Source organism: Sorangium sp. So ce362, from assembly GCF_051519845.1.
GTDB lineage: Bacteria > Myxococcota_A > Polyangia > Polyangiales > Polyangiaceae > Sorangium.
This window is the reverse complement of the sequence record NZ_CP150332.1, coordinates 9,521,377-9,541,812: the sequence shown is the minus strand read 5'-3', so window position 1 is coordinate 9,541,812 and position 20,436 is coordinate 9,521,377. Positions and strand designations below refer to the sequence as shown.

The 20,436-nt window shown below is 71.6% G+C and carries 16 protein-coding genes; 7 read left to right on the top strand and 9 right to left on the bottom strand.

The window, feature by feature from the left end:
- Window positions 1-30: 30 nt before the first annotated feature.
- From WMF17_RS36675 to WMF17_RS36665, 3 genes are read left to right on the top strand one after another with little or no spacing between them, the layout of a single operon-like run.
- Entirely contained in the window at window positions 31-837 is an 807-nt protein-coding gene (locus WMF17_RS36675; RefSeq protein ID WP_437645687.1) for a sigma-70 family RNA polymerase sigma factor, read from the top strand.
- Entirely contained in the window at window positions 834-1,556 is a 723-nt protein-coding gene (locus tag WMF17_RS36670; RefSeq protein ID WP_437598025.1) for an anti-sigma factor family protein, read from the top strand. The genes WMF17_RS36675 and WMF17_RS36670 overlap by 4 nt, the downstream gene beginning before the upstream one ends.
- Window positions 1,556-2,074: a hypothetical protein gene (locus tag WMF17_RS36665; protein ID WP_437598024.1), complete on the top strand. Its 519-nt coding sequence runs from the start codon at window positions 1,556-1,558 to the stop codon at window positions 2,072-2,074. The genes WMF17_RS36670 and WMF17_RS36665 overlap by 1 nt, the downstream gene beginning before the upstream one ends.
- A 22-nt stretch (window positions 2,075-2,096) precedes the next feature.
- Here the strand turns inward: WMF17_RS36665 and WMF17_RS36660 are convergent, their stop codons facing one another.
- The 7 genes from WMF17_RS36660 to WMF17_RS36630 all read right to left on the bottom strand — a co-directional run bounded on the left by WMF17_RS36660 (window position 2,097) and on the right by WMF17_RS36630 (window position 13,423).
- Window positions 2,097-3,296, bottom strand: coding sequence for a sensor histidine kinase (locus tag WMF17_RS36660; RefSeq protein WP_437645685.1), 1,200 nt, complete (start codon window positions 3,294-3,296; stop codon window positions 2,097-2,099).
- Window positions 3,293-5,287, bottom strand: coding sequence for a PAS domain S-box protein (locus WMF17_RS36655; protein ID WP_437645683.1), 1,995 nt, complete (start codon window positions 5,285-5,287; stop codon window positions 3,293-3,295). Before WMF17_RS36655 ends, WMF17_RS36660 begins: the two co-directional genes overlap by 4 nt.
- A gap of 159 nt (window positions 5,288-5,446) precedes the next feature.
- Window positions 5,447-6,469 carry a Holliday junction branch migration DNA helicase RuvB gene (gene ruvB / locus WMF17_RS36650; RefSeq protein WP_437598021.1) on the bottom strand — a complete coding sequence of 341 codons (1,023 nt, stop codon included), beginning with the start codon at window positions 6,467-6,469 and terminating at the stop codon, window positions 5,447-5,449.
- A gap of 82 nt (window positions 6,470-6,551) precedes the next feature.
- Window positions 6,552-8,471, bottom strand: a complete 1,920-nt coding sequence (locus WMF17_RS36645; RefSeq protein ID WP_437598019.1) for a sensor histidine kinase — start codon at window positions 8,469-8,471, stop codon at window positions 6,552-6,554.
- Window positions 8,468-10,036, bottom strand: coding sequence for a sensor histidine kinase (locus WMF17_RS36640; RefSeq protein ID WP_437598018.1), 1,569 nt, complete (start codon window positions 10,034-10,036; stop codon window positions 8,468-8,470). The genes WMF17_RS36645 and WMF17_RS36640 overlap by 4 nt, the downstream gene beginning before the upstream one ends.
- Window positions 10,037-10,113: 77 nt before the next feature.
- Window positions 10,114-10,689 (bottom strand): GNAT family N-acetyltransferase, encoded by a 576-nt coding sequence (locus WMF17_RS36635; protein WP_437598017.1) that lies wholly within the window; start codon window positions 10,687-10,689, stop codon window positions 10,114-10,116.
- Between the two features lie 4 nt (window positions 10,690-10,693).
- Window positions 10,694-13,423: a serine/threonine protein kinase gene (locus WMF17_RS36630; protein ID WP_437645681.1), complete on the bottom strand. Its 2,730-nt coding sequence runs from the start codon at window positions 13,421-13,423 to the stop codon at window positions 10,694-10,696.
- 637 nt (window positions 13,424-14,060) lie between these two features.
- On the opposite strand from WMF17_RS36630, the gene WMF17_RS36625 reads away from it, so the two are divergent.
- The 4 genes from WMF17_RS36625 to WMF17_RS36610 all read left to right on the top strand — a co-directional run bounded on the left by WMF17_RS36625 (window position 14,061) and on the right by WMF17_RS36610 (window position 17,906).
- Window positions 14,061-14,399, top strand: coding sequence for a P-II family nitrogen regulator (locus tag WMF17_RS36625; RefSeq protein ID WP_012239819.1), 339 nt, complete (start codon window positions 14,061-14,063; stop codon window positions 14,397-14,399).
- 136 nt (window positions 14,400-14,535) lie between these two features.
- Window positions 14,536-15,942, top strand: coding sequence for a type I glutamate--ammonia ligase (glnA, locus tag WMF17_RS36620; protein ID WP_437598015.1), 1,407 nt, complete (start codon window positions 14,536-14,538; stop codon window positions 15,940-15,942).
- Window positions 15,943-16,284: 342 nt separating this feature from the next.
- Window positions 16,285-17,370, top strand: a complete 1,086-nt coding sequence (locus tag WMF17_RS36615; protein ID WP_437598014.1) for a serine/threonine-protein kinase — start codon at window positions 16,285-16,287, stop codon at window positions 17,368-17,370.
- A gap of 188 nt (window positions 17,371-17,558) precedes the next feature.
- Window positions 17,559-17,906 (top strand): hypothetical protein, encoded by a 348-nt coding sequence (locus tag WMF17_RS36610; protein WP_437598013.1) that lies wholly within the window; start codon window positions 17,559-17,561, stop codon window positions 17,904-17,906.
- On the opposite strand, the gene WMF17_RS36605 is transcribed toward WMF17_RS36610, so the two are convergent.
- Together WMF17_RS36605 and WMF17_RS36600 are read right to left on the bottom strand one after the other, a co-directional pair.
- The gene (locus tag WMF17_RS36605; protein WP_437645679.1) at window positions 17,882-19,552 is read right to left on the bottom strand and encodes a permease; all 1,671 of its coding nucleotides are present in this window, start codon (window positions 19,550-19,552) and stop codon (window positions 17,882-17,884) included. The two genes, WMF17_RS36610 and WMF17_RS36605, sit on opposite strands and share 25 nt — an antisense overlap.
- Before the next feature lie 196 nt (window positions 19,553-19,748).
- The gene (locus WMF17_RS36600; protein WP_437598011.1) at window positions 19,749-20,201 is read right to left on the bottom strand and encodes a Fur family transcriptional regulator; all 453 of its coding nucleotides are present in this window, start codon (window positions 20,199-20,201) and stop codon (window positions 19,749-19,751) included.
- Between the last annotated feature and the right edge of the window lie 235 nt (window positions 20,202-20,436).

Here is a 20,436-nt window from a genome sequence, read left to right as displayed (position 1 = left end):
TCCCCCAGCCTCCTCAGGTAAGCTGATCCCGTGGCCTCTGTACCTTCCTCCCCGGACGAGCTCGAGCCGGCCGCACCTCCCGGCCCTCCCGGCGATGCGCCGGGTGACATGGAAGGCGATCTCCCGTCCGCGGGGGACGCCCACCGCAGAGCGGAGCAGCTCCACGCGCGCCTGAATAGCGCTTCCGCCCGTGCGTCCAATCGCGAGGCACGACGGCGGGAAGCGGAGGAAGATCGTGAGCTCATCGAGCGGGCGCAGAAGGGGGACCAGGCGGCGTTCCGCTCGCTCGTGGAACGACACCAGCGCAGGGCTTTCGCGATCGCGATGGGGCTCGTCCGCGACGAGAACGACGCGCGCGAGCTGGTGCAGGACGCCTTTCTCCGCGTCTACAAGGGGCTCGGCTCCTTTCAGGGCGGCTCCTCATTTTTTACCTGGCTCTACCGGATCGTCACGAACCTGGCGATCGATCTCATGCGGAAGCCAGGGCGCCGCGACGTCGAGCTTCAGGAAAACCAGGCAGCCGACGAGCAGTCCGACTTCCCGCTCGTTGCTCGGATCGACGGCGCCGACCCCCTCAACGTCGTCCGGCGCCGGGAAATCGCCGGGCGCATCCAGGCCGCGCTCGACGCGCTGCCCCCTTACCACCGAGGCGTGATCCTGATGCGGGAGGTCGAGGGGATGTCCTACGAGGAGATGGCGCAGGCGATGGAGGTCTCGAAAGGGACGATCATGAGCCGCCTGTTCCACGCCCGTCAGAAGCTTCAGCGCGCCCTTGCTGACTGCTACGCGGAGGAAGAGGGCAGGGCCGCCGCAGAGGACCCGGAGGAGATCGCGTGAGTACCGCCAACAGCAGCAACGCGAATCACGGGGACGCGAGCCTCCCGCCGACGGATCTGGAGCTGATGCTCTATGTCGACGGTGAGCTCGATGAGGCTCGCCATCGGCAGGTGGAGGATTACCTGATCCATGACCCGCGCTGCCGAGCGAAGGTCGCAGGGCTCGTCACCGCAGCCGACATGATCCGGGACAGCGCGCTCGCCTCCAGCGCGGCCGACGGCATCGCCGACGGGGTCATGGCGAAGATCCTCGAAGGGCGGGGGGGCGCCGCGAAGGCCAGCGGAGGCGCGAAGGCCAGCGGAGGCGCTGTCGTGCAGCCGCTCGCGGCGTCGCCGTCGGGCGATGCGCCCCGCGCGCGGACGCGGCTTCAGGGGTCGCCGGCCAACGACAACGCGCGCGGGATCTTCGCGCTGACGGCGCTCGCCGTGGCGGCGGCCGCCGCGATGATGGTCTGGGGCCGGACGGGCGCGGAGGCGCCCAGCGCGGTGCTGACGGCGCCGGCGCCCTCCGCGGTGCTCGCCCCCCCGGCTGCGGCGCCGGCGCACGAGCCCGCCGCCGCGCCGAGCGGCGAGGGCGAGATCGAGCCCGGCGTCGAGGTCGCCGCGGTCGACTTCGGGGCGCGCATGGGCACCATCTTCTACGTTCCGCGGGAGGCCGCGGCCTCAGGCCCGACGACCACGGTGGTTTGGCTCTCCGATGACGGTCCGGGAGGACAGTGATGAGATTTCTTGCGAGTGCGATCACCGCGATGATGGTCCTGGCGCTCGGCGCGAGCCCTTCCCCCGCCGTCGCGCAAGAGAAGGCGCCGACCCCTGCTCCGGCAGCGCCCGCCGACGCCGCGATCTCGTCCGAGGTCGTGGTCCTCCATGCGACGAACGACGGGACCGGCATCGATCCGAAGATCGGCAAGATGCCCGAGCTCGGGAAGCCGCCGTTCTCGGCGTACAACAGCTACAAGCTGCTCGATCGGCTGAAAATCAGCTTGCGGAAGGGCAAGCCGACCACCACGAAGCTGCCGAACGGCAGCGTCCTCATGGTGTCGCTGAAGGACGTGGTGGCCGCGAAGAAGCAGGACGAGCCGAAGCGCTTCGTCGTCAGCGCGAGCATCCAGAAGCCAGGCGGCAACACGTTCCTGCCCCTGCTCGAGGTGAACGCGAAGGCCGGCGAGAACTTCTTCGTGGCGGGTCAGCAGCACATGGGCGGCGTGCTCGTGCTCGGCATCAAGGTCGCGCCCTGAGCCGAGAGCGCTCGGCGCCCGCTCAGCGGCGCGCCGAGGACGGCAGCGCGACGGGCAGGTCGAGATAGAAGACCGTCCCGCGCGGGGCGCACGCTTCCGCGCGGATGCTGCCGCCGTGCGAGGCGGTGATGTTCCTGACGATGCTCAGGCCGAGCCCGGTGCCGGTCCCGTCGGTCTTGGTCGTGAAGAACGGGTCGAAGATCCTCGGCAGGTGCTCGGCGTCGATCCCGTGCCCGTCGTCCCGGATGGTCACCGTGATGTAGCCGTCCTCCGGCGACATCGCGGTGGCGATGCCGAGGCAGCCGCCGTGCTCGTGCATCGCGTGCGCGGCGTTCGTGAACAGGTTCACGAACACCTGCGTCAGCGGATCGATGACGCCCCGCACGGGAGGTATCTCGCTGAAGCGCCGGTCGACGGTGACGCCCCTCTGGTCGAGGAGGTGCTCGCAGAAGACGAGCGCGCGCTCGATGATGTCGTGGAGGGAGACGGCGCCCGGCTTCTCCGTGGACGGCCGCGCGTAGGCGATCAGATCGCGCGAGAAGCGGCGGATGCGATCCGCCGCCTCGTTGATCCGCGCGAGCCGCTCGAGGTCCGAGGGGTCGAAGCCGCTGCGCTCGCCCTTGCGGCGCAGGTACTCGGAGTAGGCGAGGATCGAGGTGAGCGGGTTGTTGAGCTCGTGCACCACGCCGGCGGCCATCTTGCCGAGGGAGGCCAGCTTCTCGGCCTGGATGACCTGCGCGCGCAGCGACTCGTGCGCACGCGCCTCGCGGAGCGACGCGCCCAGGGTGAGCACGAGCCGGTCGACAAGCGCCTGGATCGACGCGCTGTCGAGGTACCCGGCGTCGTCGGCTGCGATGTGCATCGTCGAGCGACCTTCGGGCTCGATGGATACGACGCGCTCGAAGGCGAACTCCGGGAGGAGCCGCGCCGGATCGCGGCTGTCGTCGCGGCGAGCGCGCGGCGACACCCGGACGGCCACCTGCGCGCCCGTCGCTCCCGGGATGTACACGCCGAGCCCGCAGCCCGGGAGCACCTTCGCGGCTGCGCCGAGCAGCGCCGAGGCGCGCTGGTCGATGGAGGCCGATGGATCCAGCTCGCTCGACGCGATCAGCAGGCTGTCTATCCACTCGAGCGGGATGTCCCGGGTGAGGGGCTTCCGGAGCGTGACGGGAGCGTCGGACAACGGCTGCTTCCCCCGGCGCTCCGCGCTCCTTCCGCTCACCCGATCACCCTGTTCGGGTCGTCGCCGCTCGACCGGTCGAGATCGATGATCTTCGCGGCGCCGACATAGGATTTCGTTTCGTAGCGGGTGATCTTGCCGATCTTGCGGACGATCTCCGCCATCCGCTCGGCCTCGCTGCGGATCGTGGCCGCGGCGCCCATGATGGGGGACGCGTCGTCGATCCGGCGGCAGATCAGCTCGGCGTAGCCGAGCACGCTGGTGAGGGGCTGGTTCAGCTCGTGCGCGGCCGCGCCCGCGAGCTCGGCGATGATGGCCTGCTTCTCGCGAGCGCGGAGCTCTTCCTGCGCCGCGGTGAGGCGGGCCTCCATCCGCATCCGCTCGCGCAGGTCGGTGAAGATGCCGACGGAGCCGACCGGGACGCCGTTCTCGAAGATCAACGCTGCGGAGAGGTGCACCGGGACGCGCGACCCGTCCTTGGCCAGGACCTCGGTCCGATAGCCCTCGAGCCGGCCGGGGCCGCCGTGCTCCTTCGCGTGGATGAGCCTCATGATCTGCTCGGCGTTGTGGTCGGGGTAGAGCGCGCGGACGTTCATCACGCCGACGACCTCCTTCGCGTCATAGCCGTAGATCCGCTCGGCGGCGCGGTTGAAGAGCAGGACGATGCCCTCCATGTTGGCCGAGACGATCGCGTCGACGGAGCTCTCGATGACGCGCTCCAGGAACTCCTTGGTCTTGGTGAGCTCCGCCTCGGTGGCGCGCTCCGTGGTGACGTCGCGGAAGCTGACCAGGACGGCGCCGCTCTCTTCACGGAGGACGCTGCTGAAGCTGAAGCTCAAGATGAGCTTCTCGTGCTCGCCCCGCCTCACGGTGAAGTCCACCATGTGCGGGAACGACCCCTTGGCGAAGCCAGCCCGGATCTCCTCGAGGAGCGGGTGCTCGCGAGGATCGACGACGTCGGCCAGGTTCGCCCTCTCGAGGTCCTCCGCCGTGCGCCCGGTGATCGCCTGGGCGCGCGGGTTGGAGAAGAGGATGTGGCCGTCGGGATCGGCGACGATGATGCCGTCCGCCGTCGAGTGGAAGAAGTCGGCGTAGCGCTGGAGCGCCTTCAGCCGGCGCTCCGCCTCGAAACGGGCGAAGGTGCTCTTCTGTGTCTGGTCGCGGAGCGACTGCAGGATGCGCGCGTTGCGCAGGGCGATCGCGGTGGCGCTCGCGACCGTGCGGGCCAGCGAGAGCTCGTGCGCATCGGGGGCCACCGGCTGCCGCCCGCGCAGGAAGAGCACGCCGAGCGGCTTGTCCTCGAACAGGATGGGCAGGAGGGCGAGCGAGCGGAACGCGTTCTCCGGGAGCTCCGCGCGCACGATGTCGAACAGCGGGTGCGCCTTCGCGTCGTCGATCACGAGCACGTCGCCCGTGCGCATGACGCGCTGGATCTCCGGGTACTTCTCGAGATCGATCGGCAGGTCGCGGAGCTCCTTGTCGTCGCTCGCGGCGACCACGTAGCCGACGTTGCCCGAGTCGCGCACGAGCACGATGCTGCACCGGTCGACGCGGGCCACCTCGGCGATGCGGCGCACGACCGTGAAGAGGATGTTCCGGAAGTCGAGCGTCGAGGACAGCGCCTGCGTCAGCTCGAGGACCACCTTCGCGTCGTGCTCCCTGCGCGCGAGCGCGTCGACGTAGTCGCGGATCCGGAGCTGCCCGCGGATGCGGGCGATGAGCTCCGCCGGGCGAAACGGCTTGCGGATGAAGTCGTCCGCGCCGAGCTCGAAGGCGCGGGCGACGTCCTCGTCCGCGTCGAGCGCCGTCAACACGACGACCGGAACGTCCTGCGTCCGGCGATCGTCCCGTACGGCGCTGAGGACGACGTAGCCGTCCGGAGGCGGCATCACGAGGTCGAGCAGCACGAGCGCGGGTACGCTCGCGTTCAGCCAGGCGAGCGCCTCCGCGCCCGAGGTGACGGCGATGGTCTCGATGCCCGCGTCGGCCAGCGCGTGCAGCAGCATCTGCCGGCTGACGGCGTCGTCATCCACGACGAGCACAGGATCACGGCGCGACACACCGCAAGCTTATCGATTCCACGCTGGAGCGATGAGAGATTTCCGGGTCACGGCGCAATCCCAGAGCGCGAGCACGAAACATCGCGGACGGCACATGGCGGCGCGGCGCACCGGGGCGCCACGCGGCGTGGGTCAAGAGAAGAGATCCCCCTGCTTCGCTGCCGGGTCCGCGAGGCCCAGGTGCTCGTACGCGCGGCGGGTCGCGACCCTGCCCCGCGGCGTGCGGCCGAGGAAGCCCTGCTGCAGCAGGAACGGTTCGTACACGTCCTCGATCGTGTCGCGCGGCTCACTGAGCGCCGCGGCGAGGGTGTCGACGCCCACGGGGCCGCCGTCGTAGTGATCGATGATGACGCGCAGCAGCCTGCGATCCATCTCGTCGAGGCCGGCCGCGTCGATCTCCAGCCGCTCCGCGGTCTTCCGCGCGATCGCCATGGTGATCGCGCCGTCGCCGAGCACCTCGGCGAAGTCGCGGACCCGGCGCAGGAGGCGGTTGGCGACGCGCGGGGTGCCCCGCGCACGCGCCGCGATCTCGCGCGCTCCCCCGGCGTCGATCGGCACGTTGATCAGGCCGGCGCTGCGCTGCACGATGCGCTCGAGCTCCTCGACGGGGTAGAAATCGAGGCGGACGACGTGGCCGAAGCGCGACAGCAACGGCGCGGTGAGCAGCCCGGTGCGGGTCGTCGCGCCGACCAGCGTGAACGGCTTCAGCGCGAGCTGGATCGTCGTCGCATACGGGCCGTCGCCCGTCATGATGTCGATCTGGAACGACTCGATCGCGGGATAGAGGCTCTCCTCGACCGCCGGCGTGAGCCGGTGGATCTCGTCGATGAAGAGCACGTCATTGCGCTCCAGCTTGGTCAGCAGCCCGGCCAGCGCGCCCTTGTGCTCGATCGCCGGCCCGCTCGTGACGTGGAGGGTGACGCCCATCTCGCGGGCGAGGATGTGGGCGAGCGTGGTCTTGCCGAGCCCGGGCGGACCGCAGAAGAGCATGTGGTCCAGCGGCTCGCGCCGCCGGCGCGCGGCCTCGACGAAGACCTTCAGGTTCTCGGTGTGCTTGGTCTGGCCGACGTACTCCGCGAGCGAGGCAGGCCGGAAGAGGCGGTCGAAGCGATCGTCGTCGCCTGTCTCGGCAGGAGAGAGCGCCCGTTCAGGCATGCCCCCGGAGTACCGCGGGCACAGGGCGAAGGGAAGCGATCCCGCGCGCGGTGGCGCGTGGTTCGCGCGGCTGCGGGCGAGGTCAACCGAGCGCGGGGACCGAGGAGAGGCGGGGGCGGCGCGGGGGCGGAACGCGCGGCAGCCGAGCGCGGCAGAGCGGGCGGCCGTCCGGGGCGCCGTCCACCTCGAGCGAGCCGCCGTGGAGCTCGATCACCGAGCGCGCATGGCTGAGGCCGAGCGTCAGGCCGCGGCCGCGCGACGTGGTCTGCCGGCTGAACAACGCCTCCAGCTCGTCGGGCGGCACGTCGCGGCTGCCGTACTCGATGTCGATGCGGACCTCGCTGTTGAACTCGCCGGCCATCGTCGCGGTGAGGCGCACGAGGCGCGCGGACGGGTCGGCCGCGCCGGTCCTGAGCGCGTGCGCCACGATGACGGCGATCGCGCGCGTCACGTACGCTTGATCGACCGGGATCAGCGGCAGCGTGTCGCCGACCTCCACGACGACCTCCCCGTCGGCGTCGCTCGCGAGCTCGCGCGCCTTGCGGAGCGCGCCGACGATGAGCGCGCCGACCGACGTCGGCTGGGGCTCGAGCGTGAGCTGCCCGGCCTCGACGCGCGCGGCGTCGAGGATCGACTCGATCAGGCCGAGGAGCTCCCGGCCGCGCGTCGAGATGAGCTCCAGGCTCTCGCGCTGAGCGGCGGTCAGGTCCTCCTGGCCCACGAGCTCGGCGAACCCGAGGATCGCGTTCAGCGGGCTCTTGAGGTCGTGGCTCACGCTCGCGAACAGGAGGCCGCGCATGCGCTGCGCCGCCTCGCGGGCCTCGAGCGCGCGCTCCTGCGCCGCGGCGAAGACGCGGAAGCGCTCGGCGAGATCCTCGATGGCGTGCCCGAGCCGAGCGACGACGGCGAACCGGGCGGGGCGCGCGATCTGCGTGCCGCCGCGGAGCACGCTGTCCGTGCCGAGCAGGCGCACCTGCTTCGTGGCGTGCACGAGATCGGCCGCGAGGACGCGGCCGAACAGGTTGCCTAGCGCCCCGGCGACCAGCACCGCGAGCAACGCGACGAGCGCGCCCCAGATCGCGGCGGAGGGCTCGAGATCCGCCGAGAACCGGATGTTGACGCAGCCGCCGTCGAGCGGCGTGATCACGGCGATCTGCCCGTCGGCCTCGCGGCCGAAGGAGGGCTCCCCGCCCACGCAGTTGGGCTCCACGCGCGCGAGGAACCCGAACTCCGCCGCGGAGGCCACGACGTCGTTGCGATGGGCCTCCGCGATGGCCCCGAGCGACGGGTCGAGCGCCGTGCGCGCGATGAGCCCCGCGGTCGTGCGCCGGCTCCGCTCGATGAACGTCTGGAGGTGCGCGTTCGCGATGAGCACCGCCCCGACGCCGACGAGCAGCACCGGCGCGGCGACGGCCAGGAGCAGCTTGTAGGTGACCCGCCGGCGCGGCGTCTGGTAAAGCTCGGCCGTCTCGAGCAAGGCGCCGATCGCCTCGGCCGGGCTGATCTCGAAGAGGCTGAACGTGGTGGCGCGCGTCAGCACGTAGTGCGGGATCGCGGACGCGCTGAGGATCGTGATCGCGAGGATGAGCAGGCTGACCGCGCGGCCGTCGTCGAGCTTCTCCGGCCTGATCCCCGGGATCATCGTGAGGCTCGAGATCGTCGAGCTCGCCAGCACGAAGCGCAGCGCCAGCGACGGCGGCAGCTCGGCGAACCGCTCGAGCTCCTCGTGATCGATGTCGCGCGAGCCGATCATGAGCGAGCGCAACAGGTCCCGGTGCGTGCGCAGCCGGAGCAGCGTCAGCAGCGTGGTCGCGAAGATCGCGGCGAGTGCGATCTTCGCGCCGACCGCGAGCACGCTCGCGGCGACGTCCTGCTCCAGGATGAGCAGCTTCGGCGCGAGCGTCGCGATCGCCCCGAACGCGGCGACGCCGACCAGCGCCTGGCGGACGAGCACGCGCCGCGCGAAGTGGATCGCGTCATCCCTCATGCGCTCTTCGTTCATGCGATCCTCCCTCCTCCTCCTGGGCGGCCGCCGCCTGGCTCGCTCACGGGCGGCGCCGCCCCGTCGGGCGCGGGCTGGACCGGAGCGGGCGCGGGGGGCGGGACCACCCAGAGCGGCAGGGTGATCGTGAAGGTCGAGCCCCGCCCGAGCTCGCTGTCGAGCTGGATCGTCCCGCCGTGCATCAGGACGAGGCGCCGCGCGATCGAGAGCCCGAGCCCCGTCCCGGCCCGGCGAGCGCGCACGTCGCCGGTCTGCCGGTACTCCTCGAAGACCGCCGACGTCTCCTCCGGCGGGATTCCGGGGCCGGTGTCCTGGACGACGATCGCCGCGTAGCGGCCGCGCGCGGCGATGTGCACGCTCACCGAGCCGCGCGCCGTGAACTTGACGGCGTTCGAGACGAGGTTCGTCAGGATCTGCCTCACCCTCCGCGGATCGGCGTGCGCGAGGAGGCCGTGGTCCCCGGTGGCGCGCAGCTGGATGGGCTTGTCGCGCGCCGCCGCGGACGCCTCCCGCATCACCTGATCGACGAGGACGCGGAGGTTGACGGCGCGGCGGGAGAGCTGGAGCTTGCCCGTCTCGAGCGCCGACAGATCGAGGATGTCGTCGATGAGCGTGCGCAGGTGCTCGCCGCTCTGCCGGATGACGGACAGCGCCTCGCGCGCGTCCTGACTGAGCGGCCCGTCGACCTCGCTCTCGAGGACGTGCGCGAACCCGAGGATGGCGTTGAGCGGCGTGCGCAGCTCGTGGCTGAGCCCCGCGAGGAACGCCGAGCGCTCGCGGTCCATCGCGGAGGCCTGCTGGAGGTCCGCCCGGTAGGTGCGCTCCGCCGCGGCGAAGCGGGTGATCAGCAGGTTGAAGGCCGCCGTCAGGAGCCCCACCTGGTCCAGCGATCGGATCGGCACCGGCTCGATCTGGATCAGGTCCGTGCTCGACGCGCTCTGGCCCTGGCCGCGCGCCATCGCCGTGATGCGCTCGCGCAGGTAGTCGACGTCGTCGCGCGCCGCCTTGGTGAACGAGAGCGCGACCGCGACCGCCACGCCGAGCAGCAGCGTCGTGAGCGCCGCGACGGCGTTGCCGAGGGCGATCGAGTCGGGCGGCGGGCTCGGCGCGGAGACGAAGGTGAGCACCGAGAGGTGGGACAGCGGCGGGCGGAGCGGGCGCGCCGCGAACCGGACGCGGCCGAGCGAGGTCATCGCCTCGCCCTTGCCCTGCGTGAGCATCTGGAAGATGTCGGCCTTGGCCGGCGCGCCGAAGCTCTCGTTGACCAGCACGTGGCCGCTGTGCTCGACGAGCAGGATCTCCGACCCGGCCCGCCGCGCCGCCTGCCCGAGGAGCTCGGTCCGCTCCGCGTCGGCGGTCCCCGGGAGCCGCGCCGACAGCGTCGCGGCCAGCACCTCCGCGCGCAGACTCGCGGCCTGATCGCTCATCTTGGCGAGCTGGCGGATACCGATCAGCGCGATCGCCACCGCCGTGGCGATCCCCACGACGATCACGATCGCGGGCGCGAGCGGCACGAGCGGCATCGTGCCGCGAGGCCAGCGGATGAGGCGACGACGGCGAGCCACGGCGAAGGCAGGATGCTAGCGCGCTTCGAGCGGCGTACGGGCCGACTCGGGCGCCAGAGCGCTGGGGACGGCGCGCCTCACCTGGGATCGGTCGCCAGGAGCGCGAAGACGGAGTGGTCGAGCCAGCGGCCGTCGCACCACTCGGCCTGGCGGGCGATGCCCTCGAAGCGGAAGCCGAGCCGGCCGATGACCGCGAGGGAGGCGTGGTTGTCCGTCGCGGCCGCGACCCGCACCCGGTGCGCGCCCATGTGGCCGAACGCGAACCCGAGCGCGGCCTGCGCCGCCTCGGTCATGAGGCCGCGTCCGGTCGCCTCCTTGCGCAGCCAGTACCCGAGCTCGCAGGAGCGGTGCAGGTGCACGCACGACTCGAGCCCGACCACGCCGGCGAGCGAGCGGTGCGCGCGCTCGCGGATGACGAAGCGCAGCGCCCTGCCGTGATCCCAGTCGGCGGCGCACGCCTCGGCGAAGCGCACGCTCGCGGCCGGATCCGTGTGGAACTGCACCCAGGGCAGCCAGCGCTGGAGGGGTGCGCGCGAGCCGCTGACCGCGAGCCAGAGCTCGGGGCCGTCGGACGGGTCGATCGGCACGAGGATCAGCCGCTCGGTCTCGATGGGGCGGGCGCGGACCTCGCTTCGAGGTGGCAGGATGAGCATGGGGTCACCGGCACTGGATGCGAGCGGCGTAGGGCTCGAGATGACCCGCCTCGTAGTCAAGCCAGGCGACATACCACTCTCCAGGCCTCGCGCCGGGGCTGATCGAAGGCGCCGGCTGATCGCCGCTGACGCGGGCGAACTTCGTGGGCGTGCCGATGCCGTCGCGGTTGATCGATGCGGTCAGCATGCGGCCCTGCTCGAACCAGACGAGCTGAGCCTGGCCGCTCGGCGCGATCGCGACGGACGGGCGCGCGCCGGACTTCGAGAACCTCTTGCGCCAGAGCGGCTGGCCCTTGGCCGGATCGATGTAGGCGGCCGAGGCGCCCCCGATCGGCGCCTCGCCGTGCCAGACGACGAAGCAGCCGCCCGTGCCGCAGGCGAGCGAGGGGTTGTCGCTCCGGGCGCGATCGCTGTTCACGAGCGACAGGTCGCCGAGCGCGCGATCGGCGCGCTTGCCGGGGGCGGCCGGCGGGAGCCCCTTGTCGGCGCTCGCGAGCGGGAGGCGCATGTACTGGATGACCCGCATCGGCTCGCGATCGAAGCGGAAGGCGAGGTGCATCACGTCGTTCGTCACCGCGATCGAGGGGAAGCGGACGCGCGGCTTCGAGGGGCCCGTCGGGGTGACGTCCGTCAGCCGGATGATCTCGCCGACCGGATCGAGGTTCGGAGAGAGGCGGCGCATGAAGAGGTCCTCGGACGCGCTGTCGCCGTCGTCCGACCACGCGATCACGAACCCCTCGGAGGCGCGCGCGAGCGAGGGCCAGGAGTTCCCTCCCCGAAGGAAGCGGGCGACCATCATCGCGGGCCCGTCGATCCGGCCGCTGGCGTCGAGCCAGCGCACGTGCACGCCGGCCTCCGGCCCCTTGCCGTCCCAGTACGTGAGCACCAGCCGATCGCCGGCGGTGGTCAGCTCGGGGCGCCCGATGGCGCGGCCCTCGGGCGTCACGTCGAGCGCCGGCGACGACGGCCGCATCGCGCTGTCGAGCACCGCCGTGTAGGCGTGCTCGCTGCCCTCGTGCGAGTCCGTCCAGGTGACCACCGCGCCGCGCGGCCCGAGCGTGATCGAGGGCCGGCTGGCGCCGATGGCGCGGCCGCCCTCGCGCACGAGATCGTGCGTGCGCGGCCGGGCGAGCCCGGTGAGCTGGCAGGGTGCCTTGCCGCTCGCGTCCTTCATGGCGACCTGCACGTGCTCGATCAGGGTCCGAGGCACGGCGTGGTTGCCCTTCTCCTGAGCGTCCCTCAGCTGCCGGAGCGCGGCCTTGAGATCGCCCGCGGCGATCGACTCCTGCGCCTGCGCGACGAGCGGCGGCCACGGCAGGCCGGGCGGCTCGGCCTTGGCGTCGGCGCGCGCCGGCACGGCGGTCGGCGCGGACGACGACGGCGCGCTGATGGCCGGCGGCGGCGGCGGCGCGCTGCTCGACGAGACGGGCGGCAGGGCCGTCGGCTTGAGGAACTGGAGGTAGCCCGCGTAAGCGGCGCCCGCGGCGAGCACGAGCACGCCGAAGACGACGAGCGCGCGACCGGCGCCGCCGCGCCTCGGCGGCGAGCGCTGCGCGAGCGGATCGGGGACCGACGCGTCGCCCGGGCCCCCGGAGAACGAGATCTGCTGCCCCGCGCCCTGGCTCACGCGCCCGGCCAGCGCGCCGCCGTGCGGGCCCGAGAGGTCGAGCCCGCCGAACGGGTCGCCCCCGCGCTCCGCCGGGCCCGAGGGGACGGTGCGCCGCGCTTCGTTGGGGGTCACACGGACGACCCCCGGCGGATCGAACGTCACGTCGGCCGGCGGATCGCCGCTCGTCGGGAGGAGCCCTGCCTGCGACGGCTCCGCGCCGCGCGGGGGCGTCGGCTGCGCGACGCCGAGCGCGATCGAGAGCTCGTCGGCGAACTCCCTCGCGGTCTGGAAGCGGCGATCGATCGAGCGATCGAGCGCCTTCTCGAACCACACCGTGAAGCTCGGCGGCAGGTCCGGGCGGAGCGCCGCGGGCTGCGGCAGCGGCGCGTTCGCGATCTGCGCGAACGTCATCGCGACGCCCTGCTCGGTCTGCCAGACGGTGCGGCCGGTGAGGCACTCGTAGGTGATGCAACCGAGCGCCCAGAGGTCGGCGCGGTGGTCGACCGCCCCCTGGCCTCGCACCTGCTCCGGGCTCATGTACGCCGGCGTTCCGAACACCGCGCCCTCGCGGGTGAGGCGCGCCTGCGCGTCGCCGCCGTCGACGGGCGCGTAGAACTTCGCGAGCCCGAAATCGAGGATCTTCGCGCAGAGCCGGCCCTCCTCGTCCTTCGTGAGGAAGATGTTCTCCGGCTTGAGGTCGCGGTGGACGATCGAGGCGGCGTGCGCCTTGGTGAGCCCTCGACACACCTGGGACACCACCGTGACGGTGGTCTCGGGGTCGAGGTACCTGACGACCGTCATGCGCTCGTACAGCGACTCGCCTTCCAGGAGCTCGAGCACCAGGAAGGGCCGCCCGTCGTCGAGCTTGCCGGAGTCGTAGACGTCGCAGATGAACGGACTGCGGATCGACGCGGCGGCACGGGCCTCACGGAGGAAGCGCTCGACCACGACGGCCGAGGTCGTCAGCTCCTGTGCGAGCACCTTGATCGCGACGCGCTTGCCGATGTCGACGTGCTCGGCTTCGTACACGGCGGCCATGCCACCGCGTCCGATCTCGCGTGTGATGCGGTATTTTCCGGCGAGGACCGTGCCTACCGGGATCTTCGCTTTGTTCGGCAAAGCCATCAGGCAGGGCTGTCCCGCGACTGGATTCGCCAGCGGAGACTATTCGAGCCGCGTCGCAAGAACAAGGCGAGCGCGGCATGACCTGTCAGGAGGGGGGATCCACCCCCTCGGGCGCGCCGTGGAGGCGAGCTCAGCCATCCCCGGCCGGAGCCGGGAGGCGGGTCCACGCCGGCCGGGCATGGATAAAGCATGCCCCACCCCCCCGGCGCCGGCGCGATGGGACCGGGCGCGCCCTCCTCCCGGGAGCTCCCGGGAGGGATTGAAAAGCGTAAGCGGGATCCGATTTTCTGACGCCGGAACCACTTTTCTCACGCACGCATGATGCGCGAAACATTCCGGAAACATGAGCTTGGGTACACCAGCCTGGACCTCCGGTCGCTGCGCCGGCGCCCGGGGTAGAGGGTCGTCGATCCAGCTCTGCTGGATGGGGGCCTGAGTCTGTTGACAAGCGTCGGGGCAATGCTCGGGAGGCCGAGCGGACCCCGTCACGGATCGGAGGCCGGGCGGCGCCCGGCACATCGACGGGAGGCCGCCGGCGGAGGCGTCCCCCCTTTACCGGCTCTGCTCCGGCGGGGCTTTTCGGGTGAGCGCCCGGGATTTTACCCTGGCGGGCATCCGGTCACCACAGGCGTGCGCAATGAAAAAGGTCGAGGCGATCATCAAGCCGTTCAAGCTCGACGAGGTCAAGGACGCCCTCGCCGAGGTCGGGATCCAGGGCATGACGGTGACCGAGGTAAAGGGCTTCGGTCGGACCGGTGGCAAGAAGGAGGTCTATCGAGGGTCGGCGTATGTCGTCGACTTCGTCCCGAAGGTGAAGGTCGACATCGTCGTGCCGGACAGCATGGTCAGCGACGTGATCGACGCCATCGAGAAGAGCGCGAAGACGGGCCGGATCGGCGACGGCAAGATCTTCGTCGTCCCCGTCGAGGAAGCCGTGCGGATCCGCACGGGAGAGCGCGGCGAGGACGCCATCTAGGCGAGCCGCGGGTAGAGCGTCACAGGGCATTCGCGGCGGGTCGCAGGCTCCACACCCCAGGCAGGCAGCAGCGAGCCCGCGCGCCGTAGAGTCACATACAGCGAGAGCAGCGAGTCAGCGAGGTAAAGAGAAGATCATGAAGGCGAAAGATGTCGTCGCGTTTGCGAAGGAAAACGACGTAAAGTTTGTCGATCTCAAGTTCATCGATCTGCCCGGCATCTGGCAGCACACGACCGTCCCGGTGTCCCGTCTGAACGAGGACATCTTCGAGGAGGGGATCGGCTTCGACGGCTCCTCCGTGCGCGGATGGCAGCCGATCAACGCGAGCGACATGCTGATGACGCCCGATGCGTCGACGGCGAAGCTCGACCCCTTCCACGCCCAGAAGACGCTCAGCCTGATCTGCAAGATCAGCGATCCCGTGACCGGTCAGCCCTACGGCCGCGACCCCCGTTACATCGCCCAGAAGGCGGAGAACCACCTCCGCGCGAGCGGCATCGCTGACACGACCTACTTCGGGCCCGAGGCCGAGTTCTTCGTCTTCGACTCGGTTCGCTACGAGAGCTCGCAGCGCGGCGCCTTCTACGAGATCGACAGCGAGGAGGCCGTCTGGAACACCGGCAAGGCCGGCCTCGGCCACAAGATCCGGGCGAAGGAGGGCTACTTCCCCGTTCCGCCGACCGACACGCTCTCGGATTTGCGCGCGGACATGATGTCCACGCTCATCGAGACCGGCATCGGGGTCGAGGTCGGCCACCACGAGGTGGCGTCGGCCGGGCAGTGCGAGATCGGCATCAAGTTCTCGACGCTGACCACGATGGCCGACAACCTCATGTGGTTCAAGTACGTCATCAAGAACGTCGGCCGCAAGCACGGCAAGTCGGTGACGTTCATGCCGAAGCCCGTCTTCGGCGACAACGGCAGCGGCATGCACTGCCACCAGTCGCTCTGGAAGGAGGGCAAGCCGCTCTTCGCCGGCGACGGCTATGCCGGGATGTCCGACACGGGCCTCTGGTACATCGGCGGCATCCTGAAGCACGCGAAGGCGATCGCCGCGCTCACCAACCCGACGACGAACAGCTATCGCCGGCTCGTCCCGGGCTACGAGGCGCCCGTGAACCTCGCGTACTCGAGCCGCAACCGCTCGGCGTCGATCCGCATCCCGCTGCCGCCCGGCAACAGCCCGAAGGGCCGCCGCATCGAGGTCCGCTTCCCGGACGCGAGCTGCAATCCGTACCTCGCCTTCGCGGCCATGATGATGGCCGGCCTCGACGGCGTCCAGAACCGGATCGACCCGGGCGACCCGCTCGACAAGGACATCTACGCGCTCTCGCCCGAGGAGCTCAAGGAAGTGCCGCACATGCCGGGCTCGCTCGACGAGGCGCTCTCCTGCCTCGAGCGCGATCACGAGTTCCTGCTCCGCGGCGATGTCTTCACCCGCGACATCCTCAAGACCTGGATCGACTACAAGCGCGAGCGCGAGGTCGACGCGATCCGGCTCCGCCCGGTCCCGCACGAGTTCTTCCTCTATTACGACGTCTGATCCTCCCCACCCCCGAGGCAGCGCAGGGGCCGGCGCACGGGAAATTTGCGCTGTGACCCTCGCTGCCCGCGCTCTTCCTCGCTCGCTGTCGTGTTTGTCGAGCGCCGCTGACGCCGAGATGAGGCGTCGCGGCGCCTCGAAACCCAGGGTTTCTGCGCGCGGCGCTGCGGCCCTTGGGGCGCAACGTGGGCTGTCGCTCCCTCGCCTCGCGAACTTTGGGTCCCCGCTGGACCTGGCGGCGCCGCGGTACCGCTCGTCCATGCGCCGGGGTATCCTCCGACCCGTCTCTGATGTGGGTCCGGGGGGAAGACACCCTCGTCCCCGGGACACCTCGGTGCAGCAGTGAACCCCGGCGATCTCATCCAGTCTCGCTACCGGCTCGTGAAGATCCTGGGCCGAGGCGCCAGCGGGTCGGTGTGGGCCGCCAAGAACGAGCTCATCGACCGTGACGTGGCGCTCAAGGTGATGCGCCCCGAGGTGGCCGAGGACGCCGTCGCGCTCCAGCGCTTCTTCAACGAGGCGAAGGCGAGCGGGCGCGTGCGGAGCCCCAGCATCGTCGAGATCCTCGATCTCGGTCAGGCGGAGGACGGCTCGCCGTTCCTCGTGTTCGAGCTGCTCGTCGGCGAGGGGCTCGACGAGTGGCTGCGGCGCGAGCACACGATCGAGCCGGAGACGCTGGTCGAGATCTTCATCGGCCTCGCGCGGGCGCTCGACATGGCCCATCAGCAGGGGATCATCCACCGCGACCTGAAGCCCGCGAACCTCTACGTGCACCGCAACCACCTGGGTGAGCTCGTGGGGAAGATCCTTGATTTCGGGATCAGCAAGGTGCTGGAGAAGGAGCACAACTTCGCGCTGACCCACACGGGCTGCGTCGTCGGCTCGCCGGCCTACATGTCGCCCGAGCAGGCCGCGGGGCGTGAGGACCTGGACGGCCGCGCCGACCTCTGGTCGCTGGGCGTCGTCCTGCACGAGGCGTTGACCGGGACGCTCCCGCACGAGGCGCCGAACTACAACGCGCTCATGGTCCGCATCCTGAGCAAGGACTGCGATCCGATCGCCTCGCGCAAGCCGGGGCTCCCGCCGCGCCTCTGCCGCGTCGTCGACGCCTGCCTGCAGCGCGAGCGCGACGATCGGATCGCCTCGGCGGGCGTGCTCGCGAAGGAGCTCGAGGCCGTGCTCCGCGAGCTGCGCGCCGCGCGCTTCCGGGGACAGAAGGGGCGGCGCGCCTCGGACGTCGTGCTGGGCGACAAGCTCAGCCTCGCGCCGGAGAGCGCCGCGATGCGCGGCGGCGGCGCGGCGGGGACGCTGGGGCGGCTCGTGCAGCACGGAAGGCGGCTGCCGCCGGCCATGCTCGTCGCGGCGGGGTTCGGGGTCGTGGTCTGGGCGATGGTGCTCGTGCTCCTCGGCAGGTACTGGAGCCGCTGAGCGAGCGACGAGCCTCGGCGGCGCGCTCGTCCCAGCCCAGGGCTCGCCTCTACGCTCCTCGGGCGCGGCCACAAGACCACGGCGGATGGACGGCTGCTTGCGACGGTGGGCATCGGTGCCCCATGTTGTTTCTCCTGGGGCCGCCATGCGCGCTCGAAGCGGGCATTTCCCGGAAAGGACGCAACTCGATGGACAATCACCGCACCCACGAAGCGCACGCTCATGTTCACGGGCAGGGATGTGGACATCAGGCGCTGCGGCACGAGGGCCACGTCGACTACCTGCACGACGGACACCTGCATCACCCGCACGGCGATCATTTCGACGAGCACGTGCTCCCGGTCGGCAACGACAACCCCGACGCGTGCACGCCGAGCCACGCCTGCGCGGATCACGCGAAGGCGCACACGCACGGGGAAGGCTGCGGCCACGAGGCCGTGCCCCACGGCGATCATTTCGATTACCTCGTCGGCGGGCACCTCCACCGCCCGCACGGCGATCACTGCGATCATCACGGGGCGGTCCAGCTCGGATGATCGCCGCGCCGCGCCGGATGCGCGTGCGCATCCGGCGCGTGCGGCTCCGCCGGGCTGGGCGCAGGGGCGCCGCCGGTGCCGAGCATGTTGCCGAACCACGCGCGCGGTCCGAGCCTCGTGAAGCTCCAGAGCAGGAGCGCGCCGAGCGCCGCCGCGCAGGCCCATTCGACGGCGGCGTGCTCTCCGGCTGCGAGGTCGTGGAGGTCCGGGACCACGGCGCCGGGGACGAGCGCGTTCGCGACGAGGCCGACAACGACGGCGAAGGCGACGCTGAAGAGCGCGAAGGCGGCGGCGGCGCGCGCGCCGAGCGACCGCTTCAGCATGGCGAGCAACGCGACGCTGGTCGCGGGCCCTACCAGGAGGAATGCGAGCGCCGCGCCGACCGAGAACCCCTTGTGGATCATCACGGCGGCGAGCGGCGTCGCGCCTTGCGCGCACATGTAGACCGGCACCGCGATGAGGGCGCTCACCACGATGTCGGCCGGCGCTCCGAGCGCGCGCGCCGCGTCCGGCTCGATCGTCGCCTCGAGGACGGCGGCGAGCACGAGGCCGCCGAGGTACCACGCGGCCACGCGATCGAGCGCAGGACCGACGGCCTCGACGGCGGCCGCACGGAGTCGCGCGCCCGGCGACGCGGCAACGCCCGAGGCGGGGGGCGCGCTGCGGCGCAGCGCCGCGCCGGGCGACCCGGCTACCCTGGCGACGAGGAGCGCGACCAGCACGGCGAGGAGCGCGCTGCCGGCGACGCGCACCGCGGTGAGCGGCAGGCCGAGCAGCCGCAGCGAGAGCAGCGCGGCGCCGCCGTGCGGCTGTCCGACCGCGAGACGCGGGAAGAACGCGTGCATGAGCCCCGCCGCAGCGAGCCCCGCGAGCATGGCGGGCGCCGTCTCGACGAACAGCGGGACCAGCGACTCGGCCATCGACAGCTCGGACGCGTGGGCATGCGTGAAGAAGCTCTCCGGGCTGGGGAGCGCGAGCGCGACGCACAGGCCCGAGACGAAGGCGACGGCGCTCGCGGTCCGCGCCGTCCGGCTCCGGGGCGGCGCCTCGTGCGTGTGGACGACGAGCCGCAGGAGGACGCCGAGGCCGAACGCGACGAACACCTCGAACGATTCGTGGGGGAGGCTCTCCATGAGGCGCTGGCCGAGGAGGGCGCCGAGCAGCGTGAGCAGCCCGAGGAGAGCGACGCGCAGGGCGAGCTGCCGCCAGCCCCAGGCGGGCAGGAAGCGCGCCGCGAGGGACAGGCCCTCGGGGAGCCGGTGCACGAGGACGGCGCTCGCGAAGAGCACCCCGTCCGCGCCGCCGTCGGCCGCGGACGCGGCCAGCGCGAGCGCGGCGCCGTCGAGCAGCCCGTGCACGGCGAGCGCCGAGAACGCGATCTCCCGCCCCAGGACCTCGCCGGTGTCGCGCCGCCGGTGCTCCGTGAGCGAGAGCGCCATGTACCCGAGCGCCGTCCAGAGGACCGCCTGCGCCCCGATCTCCTCGACCGCGTGCGGGAGATGGCGCGCGAGGACCAGGGCGGGGACGAGCCCGAGCGTCAGCCCGTCGAGCGCTGACGTCGGCAGCGCCCGGCGTCGGCCGAGCGCCACGAGGAGCGGCCCCGTGGCGAGGCCGGCGATCGACAAGGCGACGACGAGCGCGAGCATGGGCCGGTGGGCTATGCCCGAGCCCCGGACCCTAATCAACATCAAATTGATGTTGCAATCGAGGTGCGAACAGCCGTCGCATCCCCGCGGGGCGACGCGTCTTCGCGCGGCTCAGAGGGACCCGCGGCGCAGGCGGCTCGCGGCTCAGGCTGCCCAGCGGTTCAGGGCTGCCGCGCTGCGCCGGTGGCCCCGTGGCTCAGGGCTGAACGCACCGGTCGCAGCGACCCTTGATCTGGATCTGGAGGCCCTTGCGGCGCAGCGCGCGGGGAGCGCCGCGCGCCGCCTTGATCTCGATGCTCTCGTCGGGGAGGCAGAGCACATCTCCGCACGTGTCGCACATGAAGTGCGGGTGCTCGTTCGTCGCGTGGTCGCCGGTGCCCTCGCGCAGCTCGAACCGCCAGAGGTGGTCGCCCATGTCGGTGCGGCGCACGAGCCCCGCGTTCGTGAGATCGATCAGGTTCCGGTAGATGGTGGCGCGATCCCACCCCTTGGGGGCGAGCTCGGCCGCGAGCTCGGCGTGGCTGACGGGCGTCCGCGTGCGGCCGAGGCTGTGCAGCACGGCGATGCGCGGCGAGGTGGCTCGCAGGCCGGTCGCCCGGATCTGCTCGCGGAGCTGCTCCGCGGACTGACCTGCTTTCGAACGCGCCATGCGAGACATCTACCGTCGCCAGGACAGTACTGCAATCAGGATGCACGGAGCTCGCCGGCCGCGCGCCCCGGGACGGCCGCGGGGGGTAAGTGAGATCGCTCGACCGCCGCCGCCTCGCCGCGCCGCACGTCGCGCGGCGAGGCCGCCGCCGAGCGCCCTCCGGGCCGGTAGGAGCTCGCCGCTCTCCCGCCCGGACCACGGGCACGCGTGCGCCGCGCGGCCCGGAGCGCGCCGG